General features: G+C 67.1%; 15 protein-coding genes and 2 pseudogenes. 15 read left to right on the forward strand and 2 right to left on the reverse strand.

What is annotated here, in order from left to right:
• Positions 1 to 6: 6 nt before the first annotated feature.
• The 5 genes from ACN8ZM_RS34125 to ACN8ZM_RS34145 are packed head-to-tail and all read left to right on the forward strand — an operon-like array spanning position 7 to position 5,753.
• A complete protein-coding gene (locus ACN8ZM_RS34125; protein ID WP_420213205.1) occupies positions 7 to 1,767 on the forward strand; it encodes an FAD-dependent oxidoreductase in 1,761 nt (586 codons plus the stop codon).
• Positions 1,764 to 2,282, forward strand: coding sequence for a flavin reductase family protein (locus tag ACN8ZM_RS34130; protein ID WP_420213206.1), 519 nt, complete (start codon positions 1,764 to 1,766; stop codon positions 2,280 to 2,282). The genes ACN8ZM_RS34125 and ACN8ZM_RS34130 overlap by 4 nt, the downstream gene beginning before the upstream one ends.
• Before the next feature lie 15 nt (positions 2,283 to 2,297).
• Positions 2,298 to 3,320 (forward strand): 2Fe-2S iron-sulfur cluster-binding protein, encoded by a 1,023-nt coding sequence (locus ACN8ZM_RS34135; RefSeq protein ID WP_420213207.1) that lies wholly within the window; start codon positions 2,298 to 2,300, stop codon positions 3,318 to 3,320.
• A gap of 40 nt (positions 3,321 to 3,360) precedes the next feature.
• The gene (locus ACN8ZM_RS34140; RefSeq protein WP_420213208.1) at positions 3,361 to 4,947 is read left to right on the forward strand and encodes a FadD3 family acyl-CoA ligase; all 1,587 of its coding nucleotides are present in this window, start codon (positions 3,361 to 3,363) and stop codon (positions 4,945 to 4,947) included.
• 32 nt (positions 4,948 to 4,979) lie between these two features.
• Positions 4,980 to 5,753 carry an SDR family NAD(P)-dependent oxidoreductase gene (locus ACN8ZM_RS34145; protein WP_420213209.1) on the forward strand — a complete coding sequence of 258 codons (774 nt, stop codon included), beginning with the start codon at positions 4,980 to 4,982 and terminating at the stop codon, positions 5,751 to 5,753.
• Positions 5,754 to 5,926: 173 nt separating this feature from the next.
• On the opposite strand, the gene ACN8ZM_RS34150 is transcribed toward ACN8ZM_RS34145, so the two are convergent.
• The gene (locus ACN8ZM_RS34150; RefSeq protein ID WP_420213210.1) at positions 5,927 to 7,246 is read right to left on the reverse strand and encodes a WD40 repeat domain-containing protein; all 1,320 of its coding nucleotides are present in this window, start codon (positions 7,244 to 7,246) and stop codon (positions 5,927 to 5,929) included.
• 973 nt (positions 7,247 to 8,219) lie between these two features.
• Here ACN8ZM_RS34150 and ACN8ZM_RS34155 point away from each other — a divergent pair.
• A complete protein-coding gene (locus tag ACN8ZM_RS34155) occupies positions 8,220 to 8,897 on the forward strand; it encodes a hypothetical protein (protein WP_089452824.1) in 678 nt (225 codons plus the stop codon).
• Positions 8,898 to 9,266: 369 nt separating this feature from the next.
• Positions 9,267 to 9,389, forward strand: a pseudogene (locus tag ACN8ZM_RS34160) (FitA-like ribbon-helix-helix domain-containing protein); the annotation flags it as partial.
• A gap of 60 nt (positions 9,390 to 9,449) precedes the next feature.
• Here the strand turns inward: ACN8ZM_RS34160 and ACN8ZM_RS34165 are convergent.
• Positions 9,450 to 9,617 (reverse strand): hypothetical protein, encoded by a 168-nt coding sequence (locus tag ACN8ZM_RS34165; RefSeq protein ID WP_420213211.1) that lies wholly within the window; start codon positions 9,615 to 9,617, stop codon positions 9,450 to 9,452.
• A 321-nt stretch (positions 9,618 to 9,938) separates the two neighbouring features.
• On the opposite strand from ACN8ZM_RS34165, the gene ACN8ZM_RS34170 reads away from it, so the two are divergent.
• The 8 genes and pseudogenes from ACN8ZM_RS34170 to ACN8ZM_RS34205 all read left to right on the forward strand — a co-directional run bounded on the left by ACN8ZM_RS34170 (position 9,939) and on the right by ACN8ZM_RS34205 (position 17,575).
• Positions 9,939 to 11,495, forward strand: a complete 1,557-nt coding sequence (locus ACN8ZM_RS34170; RefSeq protein ID WP_420213212.1) for a glycosyl hydrolase family 28-related protein — start codon at positions 9,939 to 9,941, stop codon at positions 11,493 to 11,495.
• Positions 11,496 to 11,533: 38 nt separating this feature from the next.
• Positions 11,534 to 11,674 (forward strand): annotated as a pseudogene (locus ACN8ZM_RS34175) (VapC toxin family PIN domain ribonuclease); the annotation flags it as partial.
• Positions 11,675 to 11,790: 116 nt separating this feature from the next.
• A complete protein-coding gene (locus ACN8ZM_RS34180; RefSeq protein ID WP_230624453.1) occupies positions 11,791 to 12,588 on the forward strand; it encodes an FkbM family methyltransferase in 798 nt (265 codons plus the stop codon).
• A 358-nt stretch (positions 12,589 to 12,946) separates the two neighbouring features.
• The gene (locus ACN8ZM_RS34185) at positions 12,947 to 13,843 is read left to right on the forward strand and encodes a VOC family protein (protein ID WP_205824008.1); all 897 of its coding nucleotides are present in this window, start codon (positions 12,947 to 12,949) and stop codon (positions 13,841 to 13,843) included.
• A 9-nt stretch (positions 13,844 to 13,852) separates the two neighbouring features.
• Positions 13,853 to 14,746, forward strand: coding sequence for a CoA transferase subunit A (locus ACN8ZM_RS34190; RefSeq protein ID WP_420213213.1), 894 nt, complete (start codon positions 13,853 to 13,855; stop codon positions 14,744 to 14,746).
• An 11-nt stretch (positions 14,747 to 14,757) separates the two neighbouring features.
• Positions 14,758 to 15,555 (forward strand): CoA-transferase subunit beta, encoded by a 798-nt coding sequence (locus ACN8ZM_RS34195; protein WP_420213214.1) that lies wholly within the window; start codon positions 14,758 to 14,760, stop codon positions 15,553 to 15,555.
• An 8-nt stretch (positions 15,556 to 15,563) separates the two neighbouring features.
• Positions 15,564 to 16,490, forward strand: a complete 927-nt coding sequence (locus ACN8ZM_RS34200; RefSeq protein WP_205824006.1) for an enoyl-CoA hydratase — start codon at positions 15,564 to 15,566, stop codon at positions 16,488 to 16,490.
• Complete coding sequence (locus ACN8ZM_RS34205; protein WP_420213215.1) at positions 16,487 to 17,575, forward strand: NAD(P)H-dependent flavin oxidoreductase; 1,089 nt, start codon at positions 16,487 to 16,489, stop codon at positions 17,573 to 17,575. Before ACN8ZM_RS34200 ends, ACN8ZM_RS34205 begins: the two co-directional genes overlap by 4 nt.
• Positions 17,576 to 17,577: the final 2 nt, after the last annotated feature.

The following is a 17,577-nucleotide window of genomic DNA, read 5'->3' on the forward strand; positions in this document are numbered from 1 at the left end:
GCCGCGATGAACGACCCGCAAGCACAGCAATACGTGTTCGACGTGGTGGTCGTCGGTTCGGGTGCCGGCGCGCTGCTCGCCGCGTGCCGCGCGGCCGACCGTGGCCTGTCCGTCGTCGTGATCGAGAAGACGGCGCTGTACGGCGGCACGTCGGCCGTGTCGGGCGGCGGCATCTGGGTGCCGTGCAACCACCATATCGCCGAGCTGGGCGCGACCGATTCGCGCGAGGCCGCGCGCGGCTACATCGAAGCCTGCGTGGCCGGCGAATCGACACCCGAGAAGATCGACGCGTATCTCGACCGCGCGCCGGAGATGCTGCGCTACCTGGAATCGAAGACGCCCGTGCGTTACCAGTCGCTGCCGAAGTACGCGGACTATTTCCAGAAGGTACCGGGCGCGATGCCGGGCTACCGCGCGCTCGATCCGCTGCCGTTCGACGGCGGGCTGCTCGGCGACGAGTTCGACCGGCTGCGGCCGCCGTCGCCGGGCACGCTGATCGGCGGGCGCGTCGCGGTGACGTCGAAGGAAGCGCACACGCTGTTCTCGCGCGGGCCCGGCTTCATGAAGCTCGCGATCGCGCAGTTCGGCCGCTACTGGCTCGATATCGGGATGCGCCGCCGCACACGGCGCGACCGGCGCCTGACGCTCGGCAATGCGCTGATCGGCGGGCTCCGCCGCGCGCTGCTCGACCGCAACGTGCCCGTGTGGCTCGACACGCCGATGCGCGACCTGCTCGACGTGGGCGGCCGCGTGACGGGCGTGCGTGCGCAGCGCTTCGGGCAGCCCGTGACGATTACCGCGCGACGCGGCGTGATCCTCGGCGCGGGTGGTTTCGAGCGCAACCAGCCGATGCGCGAGCGTTACCTGCCGCAGCCGACGCAGGCGCGATGGAGCGCGACGCCGCCGGCCAATACCGGCGACGCGATCGCCGAAGGCCACCGGCTCGGCGGCGCGCTGGCGCTGATGGCGCACGTGTGGGGCGCGCCGACGGTCGGCGTCGCGGGCGAGGAGAAGCAGCGCGCGCTGTTCGTCGAACGCAACCTGCCGGGCTGCGTGATCGTGAACAGCCTCGGCAAGCGCTTCGTCAACGAAGCCGCGCCGTATTCCGAATTCGTGCCGGCGATGTATCGCGACCACGCGCGCACCGGCGCGAGCGTGCCGGCGTGGATGGTGTTCGACGCGCGGTTTCGCCGCAAGTATCCGTGCGGGCCGATCATGCCGGCATCGATGATGCCCGACACGAAGATTCCCGCCGCGTTTCGCGACGTGCTCGTGAAAGCCGACACGATCGACGCGCTCGCCGCGCGCATCGGCGTCGACGCGGCCGGCCTGCACGACACGCTGCGCGACATGGCGCGCTATGCGGTCACCGGGATCGACGAAGCATTCGGCAAGGGCGACAACCTGTTCGACACGTACTACGGCGATCCGCAGAACACGCCGAACCCGTGCCTTGGGCCGGTCGACCAGGCGCCGTTCTACGCGGTGCGGATCGACGCGGGCGACATCGGCACGAAGGGCGGGCTCGTCACCGACGTGCACGCCCGCGTGCTGCGCGCCGACGGCGAGCCGATCGACGGCCTCTACGCGATCGGCAACACCAGTGCCTCGATGATGGGCGCGAGCTACCCCGGCGCGGGCTCGACGCTCGGTCCGGCGATGACCTTCGGGTATCTCGCCGCCGACCACCTGGCTGCTCGCGCAGCCGACGCCGGCGGCCAACCGGCCCGGCCATCCACGACTGAACTTGACGGAGTCCGATCATGAGCGATCTCACCACCCATCCGTTGCGTACCGACATGCTGCTCGCGATGCGTCGCCTCGCGCGCTCCGTCACGGTCATCAGCAGCGCGCACGACGGCCGGCGTTACTCGATGTCCGCGACGGCGGTCGATTCGCTGTCGACCGATCCGCCGTCGCTGCTGATCTGCATCAACCGCAGCGCGTCGCTGTATCCGCCGCTCGACGCGGGCGCCGGGTTCTGCGTGAACGTGCTGGCGGCGGCCCACGAAGGCATCGCGATCGATTGCAGCGGCCGCCTGAAGGGCGAGGCGCGCTTCACGACCGGCGACTGGCACACGTCGACGCACGGCGTGCCGTATCTGCGCGACGCGCAGGCGAACCTCGTGTGCGAGCAGGACGGCCGCTTCGAATACGGCACGCATACGGTGTTCATCGGCCGCATTCGCGAGGTGCTGATGAGCGGCGACGTCGATCCGCTCGTCTATCTCGACGGTGCGTACACGACGCCCGGCGCGCCGCTGGCCCGTGCGGCCGCGTGACGTGAGGAGCCGGCCATGAGCGATTCGCGCTTCCATCGGCTGACCGTGGCCGACGTGATTGCCGAAAGCGACGACGCGTGCTCGTTCGTGTTCGACGTGCCGGCCGCGTTGCGTGATGCATTTGCGTACCGGCCCGGTCAGTTCCTGACGCTGAACGTGCCCTGTGCGGATGCGACCGTCGCGCGCTGCTACTCGCTGTCGAGCGCGCCCGGCATCGACGCCGCGCCGAAGATCACCGTCAAGCGCGTGCGCGACGGCCGCGCGTCGAACTGGCTGTGCGATCGCGTGAAGGCAGGTGACGCGCTCGACGTGCTGCCGCCCGCCGGCGTGTTCACGCCGCGCACGCTCGACGGCGACCTGCTGCTGTTCGCGGGCGGCAGCGGCATCACGCCGGTGCTGTCGATCCTGAAATCGGCGCTCGTGCACGGACGCGGGATGCTGACGCTGATCTACGCGAACCGCGACGAACGCTCGGTGATTTTCCGCGACGAACTGCAGCAGCTCGCGCAGCGCCACCCGGGCCGCATGCGCGTGATCCACTGGCTCGACAGCGTGCAGGGCATCCCGCAGCAGCGCCATCTCGAGGAACTCGCGCGGCCGTTCAGCCAGCAGGAGACCTTCATCTGCGGGCCGGCGCTATTCATGGAGAACGCGCTGGCCGCGATGCTCGGGCTTGGATTGCCGCGTTCGCGCGTGCATGTGGAGCGTTTTGCGTCGCTGCCCGATGCGCCGGCACAGGCTGCTGATACGGCTACGTCGAGCGCCGCGGCGATCGAGACGGTGCTCGACGGCGACGCGTTCGCGTTCGACAGCGCGCCCGGCGAAACGCTGCTCGACGCGATGCTGCGCGCGGGCGTGCCGGCGCCGAATTCGTGCCGGATGGGGCAATGCGGCGCGTGCATGTGCCGGATCGAGCGCGGCGAGGTGGCGCTCGACAGCAACCACGTGCTCGACGACGACGAGATCGCGGCCGGCTGGACGCTCGCCTGTTGCGCACGGCCCGCGAGCGACGCGCTGCGCGTGGTGTTTCCCGACTGAGCCGTGGCGCGCCGGCGGCGCGCACGGCCACCTGATGCCTATGACGATGGACAACGAAATCCTGACCACGCCCGCGCTGATCGCACGGGCAGCCGCGCGCTACGGCGCGCATCCGGCGATCGAATCGGCGCATGGCCGGCTGACCTACGCGGAACTCGACGCGGCACGCCTCGACGCCGCGCGCGCGCTGCTTGCGAGCGGCATCGCGGCCGGCGACCGCATCGCGGTGTGGGCGCCGAACCTGCCGCAATGGATCGTCGCGGCGCTGGCGATCCACACCGTCGGCGCGATCCTCGTGCCGGTCAATACGCGGATGAAAGGGATGGAGGTGGGCGGCATCCTGCACGACGGCGGCGCCCGGCTGCTGTTCTGCTGTGGCACCTTCCTCGGCGAATCCTATCCGGCGATGCTCGCGCCGCACCGGCCCGCGACGCTCGAGCGCGTCGTCGTGTTCGACGGCGAGCCGCTTTCAGGCGCGAGCGACGAAACCTGGAGCGCATTCCTCGTGCGCGGCGCCTCGGTGCCGCTGGCCGCGGTGCGCGAACGCGAGGCGCAGGTGACGCCCGACACCGTGATGGACCTGATGTTCACGTCCGGCACGACGGGCCGCCCGAAGGGCGTGATGACCGCGCACGGCCAGAACCTGCGCGCTGCGCAGGCATGGGCGGCAATCGCCGGCGTGCGGCCCGACGACCGCTACCTGATCGTCAATCCGTTCTTCCACACGTTCGGCTACAAGGCCGGCTGGCTCGCCGCGCTGGCGAGCGGTGCGACCGTGCTGCCGCACCTCGTGTTCCAGCCAGCCGACGTGCTGCGGCGCGTCGCCGATGACCGCATCTCGGTGCTGCCCGGCCCGCCGACGCTGTACTACGCGCTGCTCGACGCACCCGATCGCGCGACGCGCGACCTGTCGTCGCTGCGGATCGCGGTCACGGGCGCGGCGGCGATCGCGCCGAGCCTGATCGAACGGATGCGCGCGGAGCTCGGCTTCGAGACGGTGCTGACCGGCTACGGGCTGACCGAATCGTGCGGTTTCGCGACGCTGTGCCGTCAAGGCGACGATGCGGAGACGGTCGCCTATACGTCGGGCCGCGCGATGCCGGATGTCGAATTGCGCATCGCGGGGCCGGGCGGCGCGCCGCTCGGGCCGGACGAGACCGGCGAGATCTGGGTGCGCGGCTACAACGTGATGCGCGGCTACTTCAACCAGCCGGACGCGACGCGCGAGACCGTCGATGCGGACGGCTGGCTGCATACGGGCGATCTCGGCTGTGTCGATGCGAACGGCAACCTGAAGATCACCGACCGCATCAAGGACATGTTCATCGTCGGCGGCTTCAACTGCTATCCGGCCGAGATCGAGCGGCTGCTCGCCGCGCACCCGGCGATCGCGCAGGTGGCGCTGGTCGGCGTGCCCGATACGCGGCTCGGCGAGGTCGGGCATGCGTATGTCGTACTGCGGCCGGGCATGCATGCCGACGCTGACGCACTGAACGACTGGGCGCGCCGCAACATGGCGAACTACAAGGTGCCGCGGCATTTCACGTTCGTCGAGCAACTGCCGACGAGTGCCGCCGGCAAGGTGCTGAAGTACCGTCTGCGGGCGGGGATCGAGGCGGCGGCCTGAGCGCCGCCGCGTCACACGAACGGGATGAACGCATGAACGATAACGGGTTTCCGTCGGGCGCGGTGCTGGTGTTCGGCGGCAGCGGCGGGATCGGGCAGGGGGTTGCGCTCGAGTTTGCGCGCGCCGGCGTGCCGGTCGCGCTGGGCTACCGCAGCAAGGCGGACGTGGCCGAGCGCGTCGCGCGCGACATTCGCGGCGCAGGCGTCGCGGCGACCACGCACTGCGTGGACGTGACCGATCATGTCCAGGTCGACGCCGCGCTCGCTGCTGCAATCGGCGCGCACGGCCGCGTGCACACGGTCGTCTGGGCGGCCGGGCCGCTCGTGAACCAGCGTCATATCGGCGACATGACGCACGACGACTGGCGCCGCGCGATCGACGTCGAGACGATCGGTTTCTTCGTGGCGGCGAAAGCCGCGTTGCCGCACTTCCGCGCGTCGGGCGGTGGATCGTTCGTGACGCTCGGGTCGGCCGGGCACCTGCGCTGGCCCGACCGCGACGGGCTGTCGGTCGCGCCGAAGGCGGCGAACGAAGCGCTGGTCAAGGGGCTGGCACGCGAGGAGGGGCGTTACGACATTCGTGCGAATTCGATCCTGGTCGGCGTGATCGAGGCCGGGATGTTTCCGGTGCTGCTCGAACAGGGACAGTTCGACCAGGCGTGGATCGACGAAACGCAGAAGATGCTCGCGCTCAAGCGCTGGGGGAAGGCGCACGACGTCGGGCGGGCGGCGGTGTTCCTGGCGTCGGACCGGGCCAATTACATTACCGGGCAGCAGTTGAATGTGTCGGGCGGGTATGGGCTGTGACGGTTGAGGTGCTGCGGGCAGGCAGTGCGCGCCCGCGATTCCGATAGCGCGCTGCAGCGATGCCTGCCCCATGAGCGAGGAGCAGGCATCGTGTGGCCGTCATGCCGGCTTGCGGATTCCGGTGACGGACCGCTTCATGTCAGCGTCGACGCGGGGAAACCCGAGGGTCGCGATCACCACGCCAGCGGTGCCGGCTCCGTTTTCCAGAACAGCCAGCGCCGGCGTTCGAGATGCATGCCGTTGCCGATCTGGTATGGCTGCTGCCGCCCGGCATCCAGTTCGATAATCGACACGTAGCCGGCACAGGTCGAGACGACGAGCGTTCGGCCGTCGTCCGACAGATCCATGTCGCAGATCGTCGAGCCGACGAAATGTTGCCAACGGGCGTTGCCGTCCGTGTCGACCGCGCGCAGATAGCCGCCGGCATCGCCGAGGATGAATTCGTCGCGACGCGCGGCGGATGCGTAGACGCGTGCGTTGCCCTCGATCACTTTCACGCCGTCTGCGTCCTCGTAGAAATCCGAGTGCAGCCCGGGAAGCTTGTCGACCTGTACGCCGATCGTGGCGCCGTTGTAAAAGTGGCAGGCGTTCAGCGCGAGCACGCTGCCGTCGGCGCTGAACACGGCATGGTGCGGATACTCGCCGTGCGGGCCGACTGTCGCGATGCATTGCAAGCGGGCGTCGAATACCCGATGCTCGCCGTCCTGCGCGCCGACTGCAATGAGCGATCCGTCCGAAGACAGCGCGCCGTGCTCCATGTCGAGCGACACGTCGGGCGCGTCGTCCGGGTAGTTCTTGCGGAGCCAGTCGAAATGCTCCTGCATTTGCTCCTGGGTCGGCAGGAGCAAATGCGCGCGTTGTTCGTCCAGGACGTATGTGCCGTCGGCGGAGACCAGCAGCACGCGCTTGCCGTCCGGAAACGGGATGAGCCGGGTCGGCTTCGGGTGTGTTTCGCGCGGCGGGACGTCGAACCCCTCCGGTATGCCTTCCTGGCCCGTCGGCCAGGAGCACCATGCAACACGCGGCCCTTGCCAGCCGTCCGTCACCTCGACGCCTTGCTCGCGCGCGACGGCGAAGAACCGCCGGCGCGGGCAGCGACCGAAGAAGAGGACGTCCGGGATGTCGGTGATCGTGTCGCCGTCGATATGCAGAACCTTGCCAGGTTCGTACGTTGCACCGAGGCGCACGAGGATGCCACCGTCACGCAGCGCGAGCACGGCCGCAATGCTCTGCGCGTTTTCCTCCAGCAACGGCATCAACGGTTCATGCGCGAGCGGCCATTGAGCCCGGATGTCCTTTCGCTCGGAGGACGCATTGGCTTCGCGAAGCGATGCCAGCCAGGCAGGCAGCAGGTCGTCGCTGTTCGAGAATTCGGGGGCATCGCCGGCCTCGTCCCAGCCTTGGGCGAGCCCGGTTGCCACGTAACGGTTGATCGCTTCGGCGTAGTCGAGCACGCGGCGTTGCCATAGCGCTTGCGCTTCGTCCTGGTTCATTCGGTTTCTCTCGGATTGGATCGGCGTTGGTTCGACGCCGTTGGTTTTTTGTAGACGGGTTCAGCCATTCGGACAACCGGCGTGGCCCGTTGCGACATGCGCCGGCCGATTCTACCGTCATGCCGTGACAGTGAATTCGATGGTCTTGCCCGGGGCGCTGTCTCGGCCCGGGTATGGAGTGTAGCGGGGTGCCGAAATGCGTGGTCGAGCGATTGCGCTCCCGTATCGAGCTTCATCGGCGCCGACATGACCTGCCTTTCCCGCGCTTGAAATCGTTTACGACGCGGGTCGATATGTCGACCGGTTGCCGCGCATCGTTTCGGCGCGCTTATCTCCCCGGTGCACGACGCGGACAAGATGGATGCGCACGCATCGGTATTCACCCTGCATTGCCACGCGCGATCGCACATCGGCCTCGCGCGCGACCGGCGCGAGGTCACATTCTTGCAACGCATTCTTCAATGCATGGCGCCGCACGCGCTCGACGACAACGACGACACGTATGCGCTGAAGGCCGTCCCGCCTCGTTCGGCACGCGTTGCGGCACCGATGCACGGCGCGGCGGATCGCGTGTCCCGGCATCGACCGCCGAATAAGGATGCGCGCCTGAAACATTTCCTCCTGTTACCGCCCGCGCGACCTTCCGTGTTTTGCGGTGACGCTTGTCCCGCGTCGGTTTGCGCCGTATGGCACGCGCTTTGCGGTTGACCCGGTGCCGCCGGTGCAAACGGAATGGGCAACAACGATGAACGCATCGTCGGCATGCAACGACATCGAAACAATCGGGGAATCGGATCGGGCCGCGGGCGCCGCGTGGGGTGGCGCACCAGCCGCGCATGTCGTATCGGCCATGCGCACGGGGCAACGCGTGCCCGATCCGTAGAACAGCAAGCGTGCTTGCAAGGTGTCGTGTCGGGGTTCGCATCACGCAGGGCGGCACAGGCCGCATGCGTTGGCGAGGCGCGCCCGACACATGTCGGGGGAGGCGCCCGTGAAAATAACGGTGAACCAATGGGCAGCGGTCGCGGTGATGTGCGCCGCGAGCGCGCATGCGCAGGAGATCTACCTGCAGGGCGGCACGCAGGGCGTCGGTATCGGCGCGGCCGTGAGCTTCAATTCGATCCTGGGGGCGCATGCGGACTTCAATGCGATCGATCTTTCGCATGACTTCACGGTGGCGGGCAATCGCTATCAGGACGACCTGAAGCTGCGCCAGGGCGGCCTGTACGCGGACATCTTTCCGTGGCACGGCAGCGGCTTCCGGGCGACGCTCGGGATGCGCTTCAACGACGACGATATCCGCGGCGTATCGGTGCCGACCAACGGCACCTATGTGTTCGGTGGCAAGCGCTATCCGGCGATGCCGGGGATGTATGCGGTGGCGGAAGCGCGCTATCCGACCGTGATGCCGTACGTCGGGATCGGCTACGGGCATCGGCCGGCGTCGAAAGGGCTCGGATTCGTCGCCGATCTCGGCGTTGCGTACGGGATCCCGAAATGTTCGTACACGCTGTCGCCGGAACTGGCGGCCGCGGCCGGGCCGGCGAAGAGCCAGGTCCTGGTCTCGAGCGGGCTGGATTCGCTGCGGCAGGTGATGTCGCGCTATCGGTGGTATCCGGTTTTGCAGATCGGGATTTCGTATCGGTTCTGAGCGGTTGCGCTCCCGTTGCGTGTGCCGGGCGGGGATGGCCGGCAGCGCCGATACGGGCGGGACAACGGGTGCCGGCAAGGGTGGCAACTGACGACCGTCGCGAGCGCGGCGTGCGGCGGCGGTTTGCGCGTGCCTTCAACGGATGGGACGACTGGCTGATCGGCCGTCTTTCCCGCCGGACCGATCCGGCTTGCCTTGCACCCAGCGGTTCGACGTGTCAGGCGAGCGGCGCATGTCGAAAGGATTCATGCGCCCCATTGCCGTTCGCCGACGCCAACCACCGTCCTCCCTCCGTCAATGGTGGTGATAGCCGTGATTGCAAGTGGTGTCATGGCACTATCATTGATATCGGCCTGGATGGAGGGAATCATGGCAAATCTATTGGTGCGTGACGTGGACGATATCGTTCAGCGCCTGCTCGAGCAGGCTGCGGCCAATGGCAGGCGTGCGGAGGGCGAATATCCGGCCATTCTGGCCGCTGCGCTCGGCCGGAAACCGTTGGCGCACAAGGGCATGTTCTGAATCTGTTCAGAATTCGTCAAGAACTCACCTTCACCTGAATGGTCGTGACGCCTCGCGCATCTGCATAGGTTTCGGCCGACGCGTCAGCCATATGGCCGAGTAGCGCCTTCGTATCGCGTCTTCATGGAACTTGCGCGACAGCGCCTTGAAGATCGGCATCGAGCAGCTCCGCCCGGTTTCGAATTCGACCGTTTCCATGTCGATGTCGGCGGACAATTCGAACGCGTTTCACCTCGTTCCGTGCTTCTCCCGATCGCATTCCCGAATGCCTGATTCTTGTCGAACGACAACGACGCGTCGGCGACGGAGGGAAGACGATTGGCCTCGGTGCGAACAGCAACGGTCAGTCTTCCGTGAATGCGTTGCGGAACAAAGTGTGGCAATCCGGTGTCATCGTCGGTCGGGAAGCGATGGGTTGGTCGCTGGGAGAAAGCAGGTGAACACGGGAACAACCATTCAAGCAATGCAGGGTGCCGTTTGAGCGGCACCGGGCGGCTCGTAACAAGGAGTGCAACAAGCATGAAAATTTTCCGCACGAGGCTTCGCAGCATCGCAGGCCTCCTGGTTGCAGCGGCAGTGTTCGATCCAGCGCATGCACAGGGTGTGCCTGGGCAGCTTCTGACTGCAACGCAGCTTAACGATGCGTTGCGGACGGCTTCGATCCAGGGCGGTGCGATCAACGGCGCGACGATCGGGAGTGCGCGTCCGGCTTCAGGCAAGTTCACATCGCTTGCGGCATCTGCATCGAATCCGTCGTTACTGTTCAATTTCGGTGGGGTGGGCGAAAGCGATCGCGCGTTGCAGGCGATTCTGCGGGAACAGAAAATTTCGGTGATCGCATTCGGTGCGGACCCGACCGGCACACGACCGAGCGCGACGGCGATTCAGAATGCGATCAACTACGCGTGTGTGTCGCCGTCGCAGAAGACGGTGTATGAGCCGCCGGGCACATATCTCTGGGACCACAACGTGACGATCAACTGTCCGGCCGTCAAGCTGATCGGTTCTGGAGGGGGTGGATACAACGACAATGCGCCGAAGATCAACGCGACGACGATCAATCGCTGGGTCGGCCCGCGCGGTGGCACTGCGCTGACGATCGCCCCGTCCGGTGATCAGAAGACGGAAGACAACAGCGTCATGGGGATCTTCTGGGATGGCAACAATTCCCGTGGCGGTATCGCTGTCAATCTGATTTCAGCCCGGTACGGGACTTACGACATTCGTGCAGCCCACTGGGCTACCGCTTTTGTGCAGACGGATATTTCGCCGGCGGCAACGGAGAATTCGGACGTCACGGGAAACATTTTCTACAATATTTCCGGGTATCAAACGCTGCCGACTGACGGGTCGGTGCTCATCACGCACAGTGCTTACGATCACAATGCCTGCTGGAATCACTTCTTCCTGATTCAAGCCGTCTATTTCAATTCGCCCGGTATCGTGCTGAATGGCGACGACAGCGAACGGTTTGACGTGATCAATCTATACAACGCGAAGGATGGAACCGCGAAAGGGCTCGTGCTGAATGGCTCGAATACGTCGCCGTATGCCAATACGCGTCACAACACGTTCTATCTGGTCGGCACGGGGGGCAGCCAGCACGGCAACCAGGGCGGCGTTTATTCGCAGGGGGTTGACGCGTCCGGCAAGCCGCTCGCCTATCCTGCGGTGGGAAACAATATCGTATGGTACGACGCCGAGAACTCGCAAGCGATGCCGACGGTCGATCCCGGATCGACGCTCTGGTGGAGTGAGGACAATGCGCCGGCCGGGATGAGGCAGTTCTATTTCACGAAGAGCCCACCCGGATATGTCCAGGTCGACAATTCAGGAAAGATCACGCAGGCCGGGCAGATCACGATCCCGGCGGGCGCGACGAGTGGTTCATTCACATTCCCCACCTATCAAGGCAACCGGACGGCAGGGTTTCCGCATGCCGTCGTCAGCGTTCAGGCTACGCCAACGACGGCTGCGGTTCCATTTTGGGTGTCGGCGACGAACCAGGCCGTGACGATCACGTCGGGATCGCCGCATACCGCGCTCACGTTCTCTTTCAAGGTCGAGGGGTATTGAGCCGCGCTGAAGAAGATCCTTGCGGGTTGCGCGCTCGTCTGCGCGTGCCCGATCCAGCGCACGAACGCGACAAACCGATCGCGGCCGCCGCGCGGATCAACGATCTCATCACCGTGGTCACGCGCAACGTCGACGATTTCTCGCACACCGGCGTGCGGTTGCCGAATCCGTTCGACTAGCCGCGTGGCCTGCCCGAACCGTTTCTTTTTACCCCGTATAATCGCGCGGAAAACCAATCAAAACAAACGGGGACGCGATGACGCTTTACGCACAACAACGATGCCGATACGGCACGATGCTGTTCAATTCGAATGATGAATTTGTGGGGCGCAGCCTGTCTTTGTACGGCGAGTGGTCCGAGCCCGAGTCGTTCCTCTTCGCGCAGATGGTCCGCGAAGGCGACACGGTCGTCGAGGCCGGCGCGAATCTCGGCTCGCACACGGTGATGCTGTCCCGGGCGGTCGGGGAGCGCGGCGCAGTATATGCGCTCGAGCCGCAGCGTCATACGTTCCAGTTGCTCTGTGCGAATCTCGCGCTGAACCAGCGGTTGAACGTCCGCGCGCTGCAGTGCGCGGTCGGCGATGCGGAAGGCTCGGTGCCGTTCCCGGTCTTCGATCCGCGCTCGCCGAACAACTTCGGCGCGTCGTCGCTGCTCGGCACGAATCGCGACACCGAACCGGTACCGCTGCGCACGCTCGACTCGCTCGACTTGCCGCGGGTCGATTTCCTGAAGGCGGACGTCGAAGGTTTCGAGCCGAACCTGATCCGCGGCGCGGGTGACACACTCCGCCGGCATCGTCCGATCGTCTATCTGGAATACTTGAATCACTACACGGGTGACGGCTCGAAGGCGTTTCTCGAGCGTTTCTCGGCGCTCGACTACCGCGTCTGGTATTTCATCACGCCCGTGTTCAATCGCCTCAACTTCCTCGGCAATCCGGAGAACGTGTTCGACGGCATCTGGTCGTTCGACCTCGTGTGCATTCCACGCGAACGCGGCGAAATGCACGGGCTCGTCGAAGTGACGCCGGACAACGAAGGCGTGTGCGTCGATCCGGATACGTGGCGGCGCGTGCGGTTCGCGCCGGCGTGAACCGCAGCGCGGGGATCGGGGCATAGCGCTCCGGCTCCCCGTGTCGACCACCGGATGCATATCGAAGGCCGCACCGGCGTGCGCGTGATGACCTTCCTGCCGCTGCGAATGCACGGGGCAGACGGTCGATGAACTGATCCCGTTTCCGGTTCGCAAGGATCCGGCAACAACCCGGCAACAGCCCGACGGCAACCCGTCCGGGTTTTCCCGGTCCTCCCGCATGCCCGCGTCGTCCCGCCGGGCTTTCGCGAACCTCCCGTTCCCCGCTGCCTCTCGTCCCAACAGACGATGTGACGCCATCCCCGACCGGCCAGAATCCTTTCACGAACAACGGATTCTGAACGAGGAGGAGGCCGACATGATCGATGTCCGTGCACTCGGCTATGTGGTCGTCGAAGCGACCCGCGTCGACGCGTGGCGCCGCTATGCGGAAGACGTGCTGGGCATGCAGGCGATCGACGCGCCCGACGGCGCGTTGTACCTGAAGATGGACGAACGCGATTTCCGCTACGTGATCGTCCCCGGCCAGGCCGACCGCTATTTCGCGTCGGGTTGGGAACTGCCCGACGGCGCCGCGTTCGACGCCGCGCTTGCGGCACTGCAGCGCGCGGGCGTCGAACCCGTGCGCGCCACCCGCGACGAAGCCGCGCTGCGCCGCGTGCAGGCGATGGCGTGGTGCACCGACCCGTCCGGCAACCGCCACGAACTTTACTGGGGGCCGCGCTGCGACTTCCGCCGTTTCGTGTCGCCGCTCGGCGTGTCGCGCTTCATCACCGGCGACATGGGGCTCGGCCACGCGGTGCTGCCGGCGCCGCAGTTCGACGCGACCGACGCGTTCGTGCGCGGCGTGCTCGGCTTCGAGCTGTCCGACATCTACCGCGTGAAGTTCACGCCCGATCCGGCCGAGCCGGAGAAGCGCATCCATTTCATGCACTGCCGCAACGCGCGCCATCACAGCCTCGCGCTGTTCGAGATGGCCGTGCCGTCCGGCTGCGTGCACGTGATGGCCGAAGTCGACTCGATGGACGAGGTGGGCCGCGCGCTGGATCGCGTCGCCGCGCACGACGTGAAGCTGTCCGCGACGCTCGGCCGTCACTGCAACGACCAGATGATCTCGTTCTACATGAAGACCCCCGGCGGCTTCGATCTCGAATACGGCTTCGGCGGCCTCACGGTCGACTGGTCGCAGCACGCGGTGTTCGAGGCCACTCAGGTGAGCCAGTGGGGCCACGACTTCAGCATCGGATACCGGTAAGCCAGCACGATGACGATGAAACCTCTCGACAAGACGATGTCCGCGCGCGACGTGGTCGCGCAACTCGCCGACGGCATGACGATCGGCATCGGCGGATGGGGGCCGCGGCGCAAGCCGATGGCGCTGGTGCGCGAGATCGCGCGCTCGAACCTGAAGGACCTGACGATCGTCGCGTACGGCGGCGCCGATGTCGGCCTGCTTTGCGCGGCGGGAAAGGTGCGCAAGGTGGTGTTCGGCTTCGTGTCGCTCGACGTGATTCCGCTCGAACCGCATTTCCGCCGCGCCCGCGAGCAGGGCCGCGTCGACGTGCTCGAACTCGACGAAGGCATGCTGCAGCTCGGCCTGCGCGCGGCCGCCGCGCGCCTGCCGTTCCTGCCGACGCGCGCCGGGCTCGGCACCGCGCTGCTCGATTACGCGCCGCAATTGCGCACGGTGCAATCGCCGTACGACGACGGCGAGACGCTGCTCGCGATGCCCGCGATCGAACTCGACGTCGCGCTGCTGCACGTGAACGCGGCCGACCGGATGGGCAACACGCGCATCGACGGTCCCGATCCGTTCTTCGACGCGTGGCTGGCCCGTGCGGCGCAGCGCTGCTACGTGTCGGCGGAAACGGTCGACGCGTCGCTCGCGAGCGAAGACCTCGACGCCGCGAAACGCAACCCGTTCGAGCGTTCGCTCGTCAGCGGCGTCGTGCATGCGCCGGGCGGCGCACACCCGACCTCGTGCGGGCCGGCCTACGGCTGGGACTTGCCGCACCTGCGCGCGTACTGCACGAGCGCGGAAGACGACGTGAAGACGGCGGCGTACCTGCGCGACGTGGTCGGCCAGGACGAACGCCAGTACCTCGAAGGCGTCGGCGGGCTGTCGCACGTGACGACGCTGCCGTTGCCGATTCTGTAAAGGAGCGCCTTGTGAGCGAATCTCTCGACCATTCCCTCGCGGAACTGATGATCGTCGCGGCCGCGCGGCTCTGGCGCGACGACGGCGAAGTGCTGGCGACCGGCATCGGCACGGGCCCGCGGCTCGCGGCCGGCCTCGCGCGCCTGGCATACAACAACGGGCTGATGCTGACCGACGGCGAAGCGTATCTCGTCGAGGAGCCGGTGCCGCTTGGGCCGCGCCCCGACGGCTATCGCGTGAAGGCAAGCGGCTGGATGACCTACGAACGCGTGTTCGACTGCCTGTGGCACGGCCGCCGCCATGCGCTCGTGATGCCGACGCAGATCGACCGCTTCGGCCAGGCCAACATCTCGTGGCTCGGCGACGACTACGCCCGCCCGAAAACCCAGCTGCTCGGTGCACGCGGCTTCCCCGGCAACACGACGAACCACGCGAACTCGTTCTTCGTCAGCGGCCACGGCAAGCGCACGTTCGTCGAACACGAAGTCGACATGGTGTGCACGGTCGGCTACAACCCGGCGCGTCGACTGCCCGGGATGAAGACCTTCGTCGACCTGCGCAGCATCGTCACCGACCTGTGCGTGATGGATTTCGGCGGGCCCGACCATGCGATCCGCGTGCGCTCGCTGCATCCGGGCGTGAGCTTCGACGAGGTGCAGGACGCGACGGGCTTCCCGCTGATCGCCGCACCGGACCTCGGCACGACGGCCGCGCCGAACGCAGAAGACCTGCGCATCGTCCGATCGCTCGATCCGCACAACCTGCGCGCGACGATCGTGCGCAACAATCCGGCGCCGCGCCGGGGATGAGGTCAGACATGGAAGCGACCCAGCTGACGTTCGGCGACGGCGTCGTCGATTACGCGGTCGAAGGCGGCATCGCGACGATCACGATGAACCGCCCCGAGTACCACAACGCGCAGAACTCGAAGATGACCTATGCGCTCGACGCGGCATTCCGGCGCGCGGCGCACGACGACGCGGTGAAGGCGATCGTGCTCGCGGGCGCCGGCAAGCATTTCTCGGCGGGCCACGACATCGGCACGCCGGGCCGCGATATCCACGAGTCGTTCGAGCGCGAGTCGCTGTGGTACGACCACGTCGACAAGGAAGGCGGCGAATTCCTCTATGCACGCGAGCAGGAGGTGTATCTCGGGATGTGCCGGCGCTGGCGCGACCTGCCGAAGCCGACGATCGCGATGGTGCAGGGCGCCTGCATTGCCGGCGGGCTGATGCTCGCGTGGGTGTGCGACCTGATCGTCGCGTCGGAGGATGCGTTCTTTGCCGATCCGGTCGTGCGGATGGGGATTCCGGGTGTCGAGTATTTCGCGCATGCGTACGAGCTGAACCCGCGCATCGCGAAGGAATTCCTGTTCCTCGGCGAGCGGATGCCGGCGGAACGCGCGTACCAGATGGGCATGGTCAACCGCGTGGTGCCGCGCGAGCGGTTGCGCGACGCGACCTACGCGATCGCCGCGAAGATCGCGACGATGCCGCGCCTCGGGCTCACGCTGACCAAGCAGGCGCTGAACCACGTCGAGGAACTGCAGGGCAAGCGCGCGGCGATGGATGCGGCGTTCGCGTGGCATCACTTTGCGCATGCGCACAACGAGCTGGTGAGCGGCGACCGTCTCGGCGGCTACGACGCCCGCAGCATGGCCAGCTCGCAGCGCCAGCCGAACGGCGCCGACCGTAGCGACGCGCAGGCGCCGGCACCGGCCGCCGTCAACGGAGCCGCCGCATGAGCACGACGCTGCATACGCCGCTGTGCGACCTGCTCGGCTGCCGTTACCCGATCGTGCAGACCGCGATGGGCTGGGTGGCCGACGCACGCCTCGTCGCGGCCACCGGTAACGCGGGTGGCTTCGGCTTCCTGGCTGGCGCGACGCTCGAACCCGAGCAGGTCGAGGCCGAGATCCTGAAGGTGAAATCGCTGACCGACCAGCCGTTCGGCATCAACTTCCACATGTTCCAGAAGAACGCGCAGCAGGTCGTCGAACTCGCGATCAAGCACCGGCTGCGCGCGGTCAGCTACGGCCGCGGGCCTGACGCGAAGACGATCCGCCGCTTCAAGGAGGCCGGCATCGTCTGCATGCCGACCGTCGGCGCGCCAAAGCACGCGGCGAAGGCGGTCGAGCTCGGCGCGGACATCGTCACCGTGCAGGGCGCGGAAGGCGGCGGCCACACGGGCGCGGTGCCGACCACGCTGCTGCTGCCGAAGGTGCTCGACGCGGTGCGGGTGCCGGTCGTCGCGGCCGGCGGCTTCTTCGACGGGCGCGGGCTGGCTGCCGCGCTGGCCTACGGCGCGGCCGGCATCGCGATGGGCACGCGCTTCCTGATGAGCGCCGAATCGCCGGTGCCGCGCGAAACGCTCGAACGCTACGTCGCGGTCGGCGACCCGGCGCGGATCCGCGTGTCGGACGCGCTCGACGGGCTGCCGCAACGGATGATCGACAACCCGTATCTGCTGAAGCTCGAACGCTTCGGCCCGCTGCGCCGCACGTGGTTCGCGTTGAAGACGGCCGAAGCGTGGCGGCGCCAGAACGGGCTGAGCACGGGCGACATGCTCGGCCTCGCGCTCAAGGCGCTGCGCTCGCAGGACTACACGGCGAGCCAGACGCTGATGGCCGCGAACGCGCCGTTCCTGATTCAGCGCGCGATTGTCGAGGGGCGCCCCGACGAAGGCGTGCTGCCGAGCGGCCAGGCGGCCGCGATGATCGGCGCGATCGAATCGTGCGACGCATTGATCGCGCGGATCGTCGCGGAAGCCGGCGAGCGGCTCGATGCGCTGGCCGCGCTGCGCGGCGCGCCAGCGACGCAGGCTGCGTGAAC

This window comes from Burkholderia aenigmatica (genome assembly GCF_048627025.1).
Taxonomy (GTDB): Bacteria; Pseudomonadota; Gammaproteobacteria; order Burkholderiales; family Burkholderiaceae; genus Burkholderia; species Burkholderia aenigmatica.

What these genes read in the sequence shown, in the direction of transcription:
- ACN8ZM_RS34125 (WP_420213205.1), top strand. Translation starts at nt 7, where the DNA reads ATGAACGACCCGCAAGCACAGCAATACGTGTTCGACGTGGTGGTCGTC.
- ACN8ZM_RS34130 (WP_420213206.1), top strand. Translation starts at nt 1,764, where the DNA reads ATGAGCGATCTCACCACCCATCCGTTGCGTACCGACATGCTGCTCGCG.
- ACN8ZM_RS34135 (WP_420213207.1), top strand. Translation starts at nt 2,298, where the DNA reads ATGAGCGATTCGCGCTTCCATCGGCTGACCGTGGCCGACGTGATTGCC.
- ACN8ZM_RS34140 (WP_420213208.1), top strand. Translation starts at nt 3,361, where the DNA reads ATGACGATGGACAACGAAATCCTGACCACGCCCGCGCTGATCGCACGG.
- ACN8ZM_RS34145 (WP_420213209.1), top strand. Translation starts at nt 4,980, where the DNA reads ATGAACGATAACGGGTTTCCGTCGGGCGCGGTGCTGGTGTTCGGCGGC.
- ACN8ZM_RS34150 (WP_420213210.1), bottom strand. Translation starts at nt 7,246, where the DNA reads ATGAACCAGGACGAAGCGCAAGCGCTATGGCAACGCCGCGTGCTCGAC.
- ACN8ZM_RS34155 (WP_089452824.1), top strand. Translation starts at nt 8,220, where the DNA reads ATGTCGGGGGAGGCGCCCGTGAAAATAACGGTGAACCAATGGGCAGCG.
- ACN8ZM_RS34165 (WP_420213211.1), bottom strand. Translation starts at nt 9,617, where the DNA reads ATGGAAACGGTCGAATTCGAAACCGGGCGGAGCTGCTCGATGCCGATC.
- ACN8ZM_RS34170 (WP_420213212.1), top strand. Translation starts at nt 9,939, where the DNA reads ATGAAAATTTTCCGCACGAGGCTTCGCAGCATCGCAGGCCTCCTGGTT.
- ACN8ZM_RS34180 (WP_230624453.1), top strand. Translation starts at nt 11,791, where the DNA reads ATGCTGTTCAATTCGAATGATGAATTTGTGGGGCGCAGCCTGTCTTTG.
- ACN8ZM_RS34185 (WP_205824008.1), top strand. Translation starts at nt 12,947, where the DNA reads ATGATCGATGTCCGTGCACTCGGCTATGTGGTCGTCGAAGCGACCCGC.
- ACN8ZM_RS34190 (WP_420213213.1), top strand. Translation starts at nt 13,853, where the DNA reads ATGACGATGAAACCTCTCGACAAGACGATGTCCGCGCGCGACGTGGTC.
- ACN8ZM_RS34200 (WP_205824006.1), top strand. Translation starts at nt 15,564, where the DNA reads ATGGAAGCGACCCAGCTGACGTTCGGCGACGGCGTCGTCGATTACGCG.
- ACN8ZM_RS34205 (WP_420213215.1), top strand. Translation starts at nt 16,487, where the DNA reads ATGAGCACGACGCTGCATACGCCGCTGTGCGACCTGCTCGGCTGCCGT.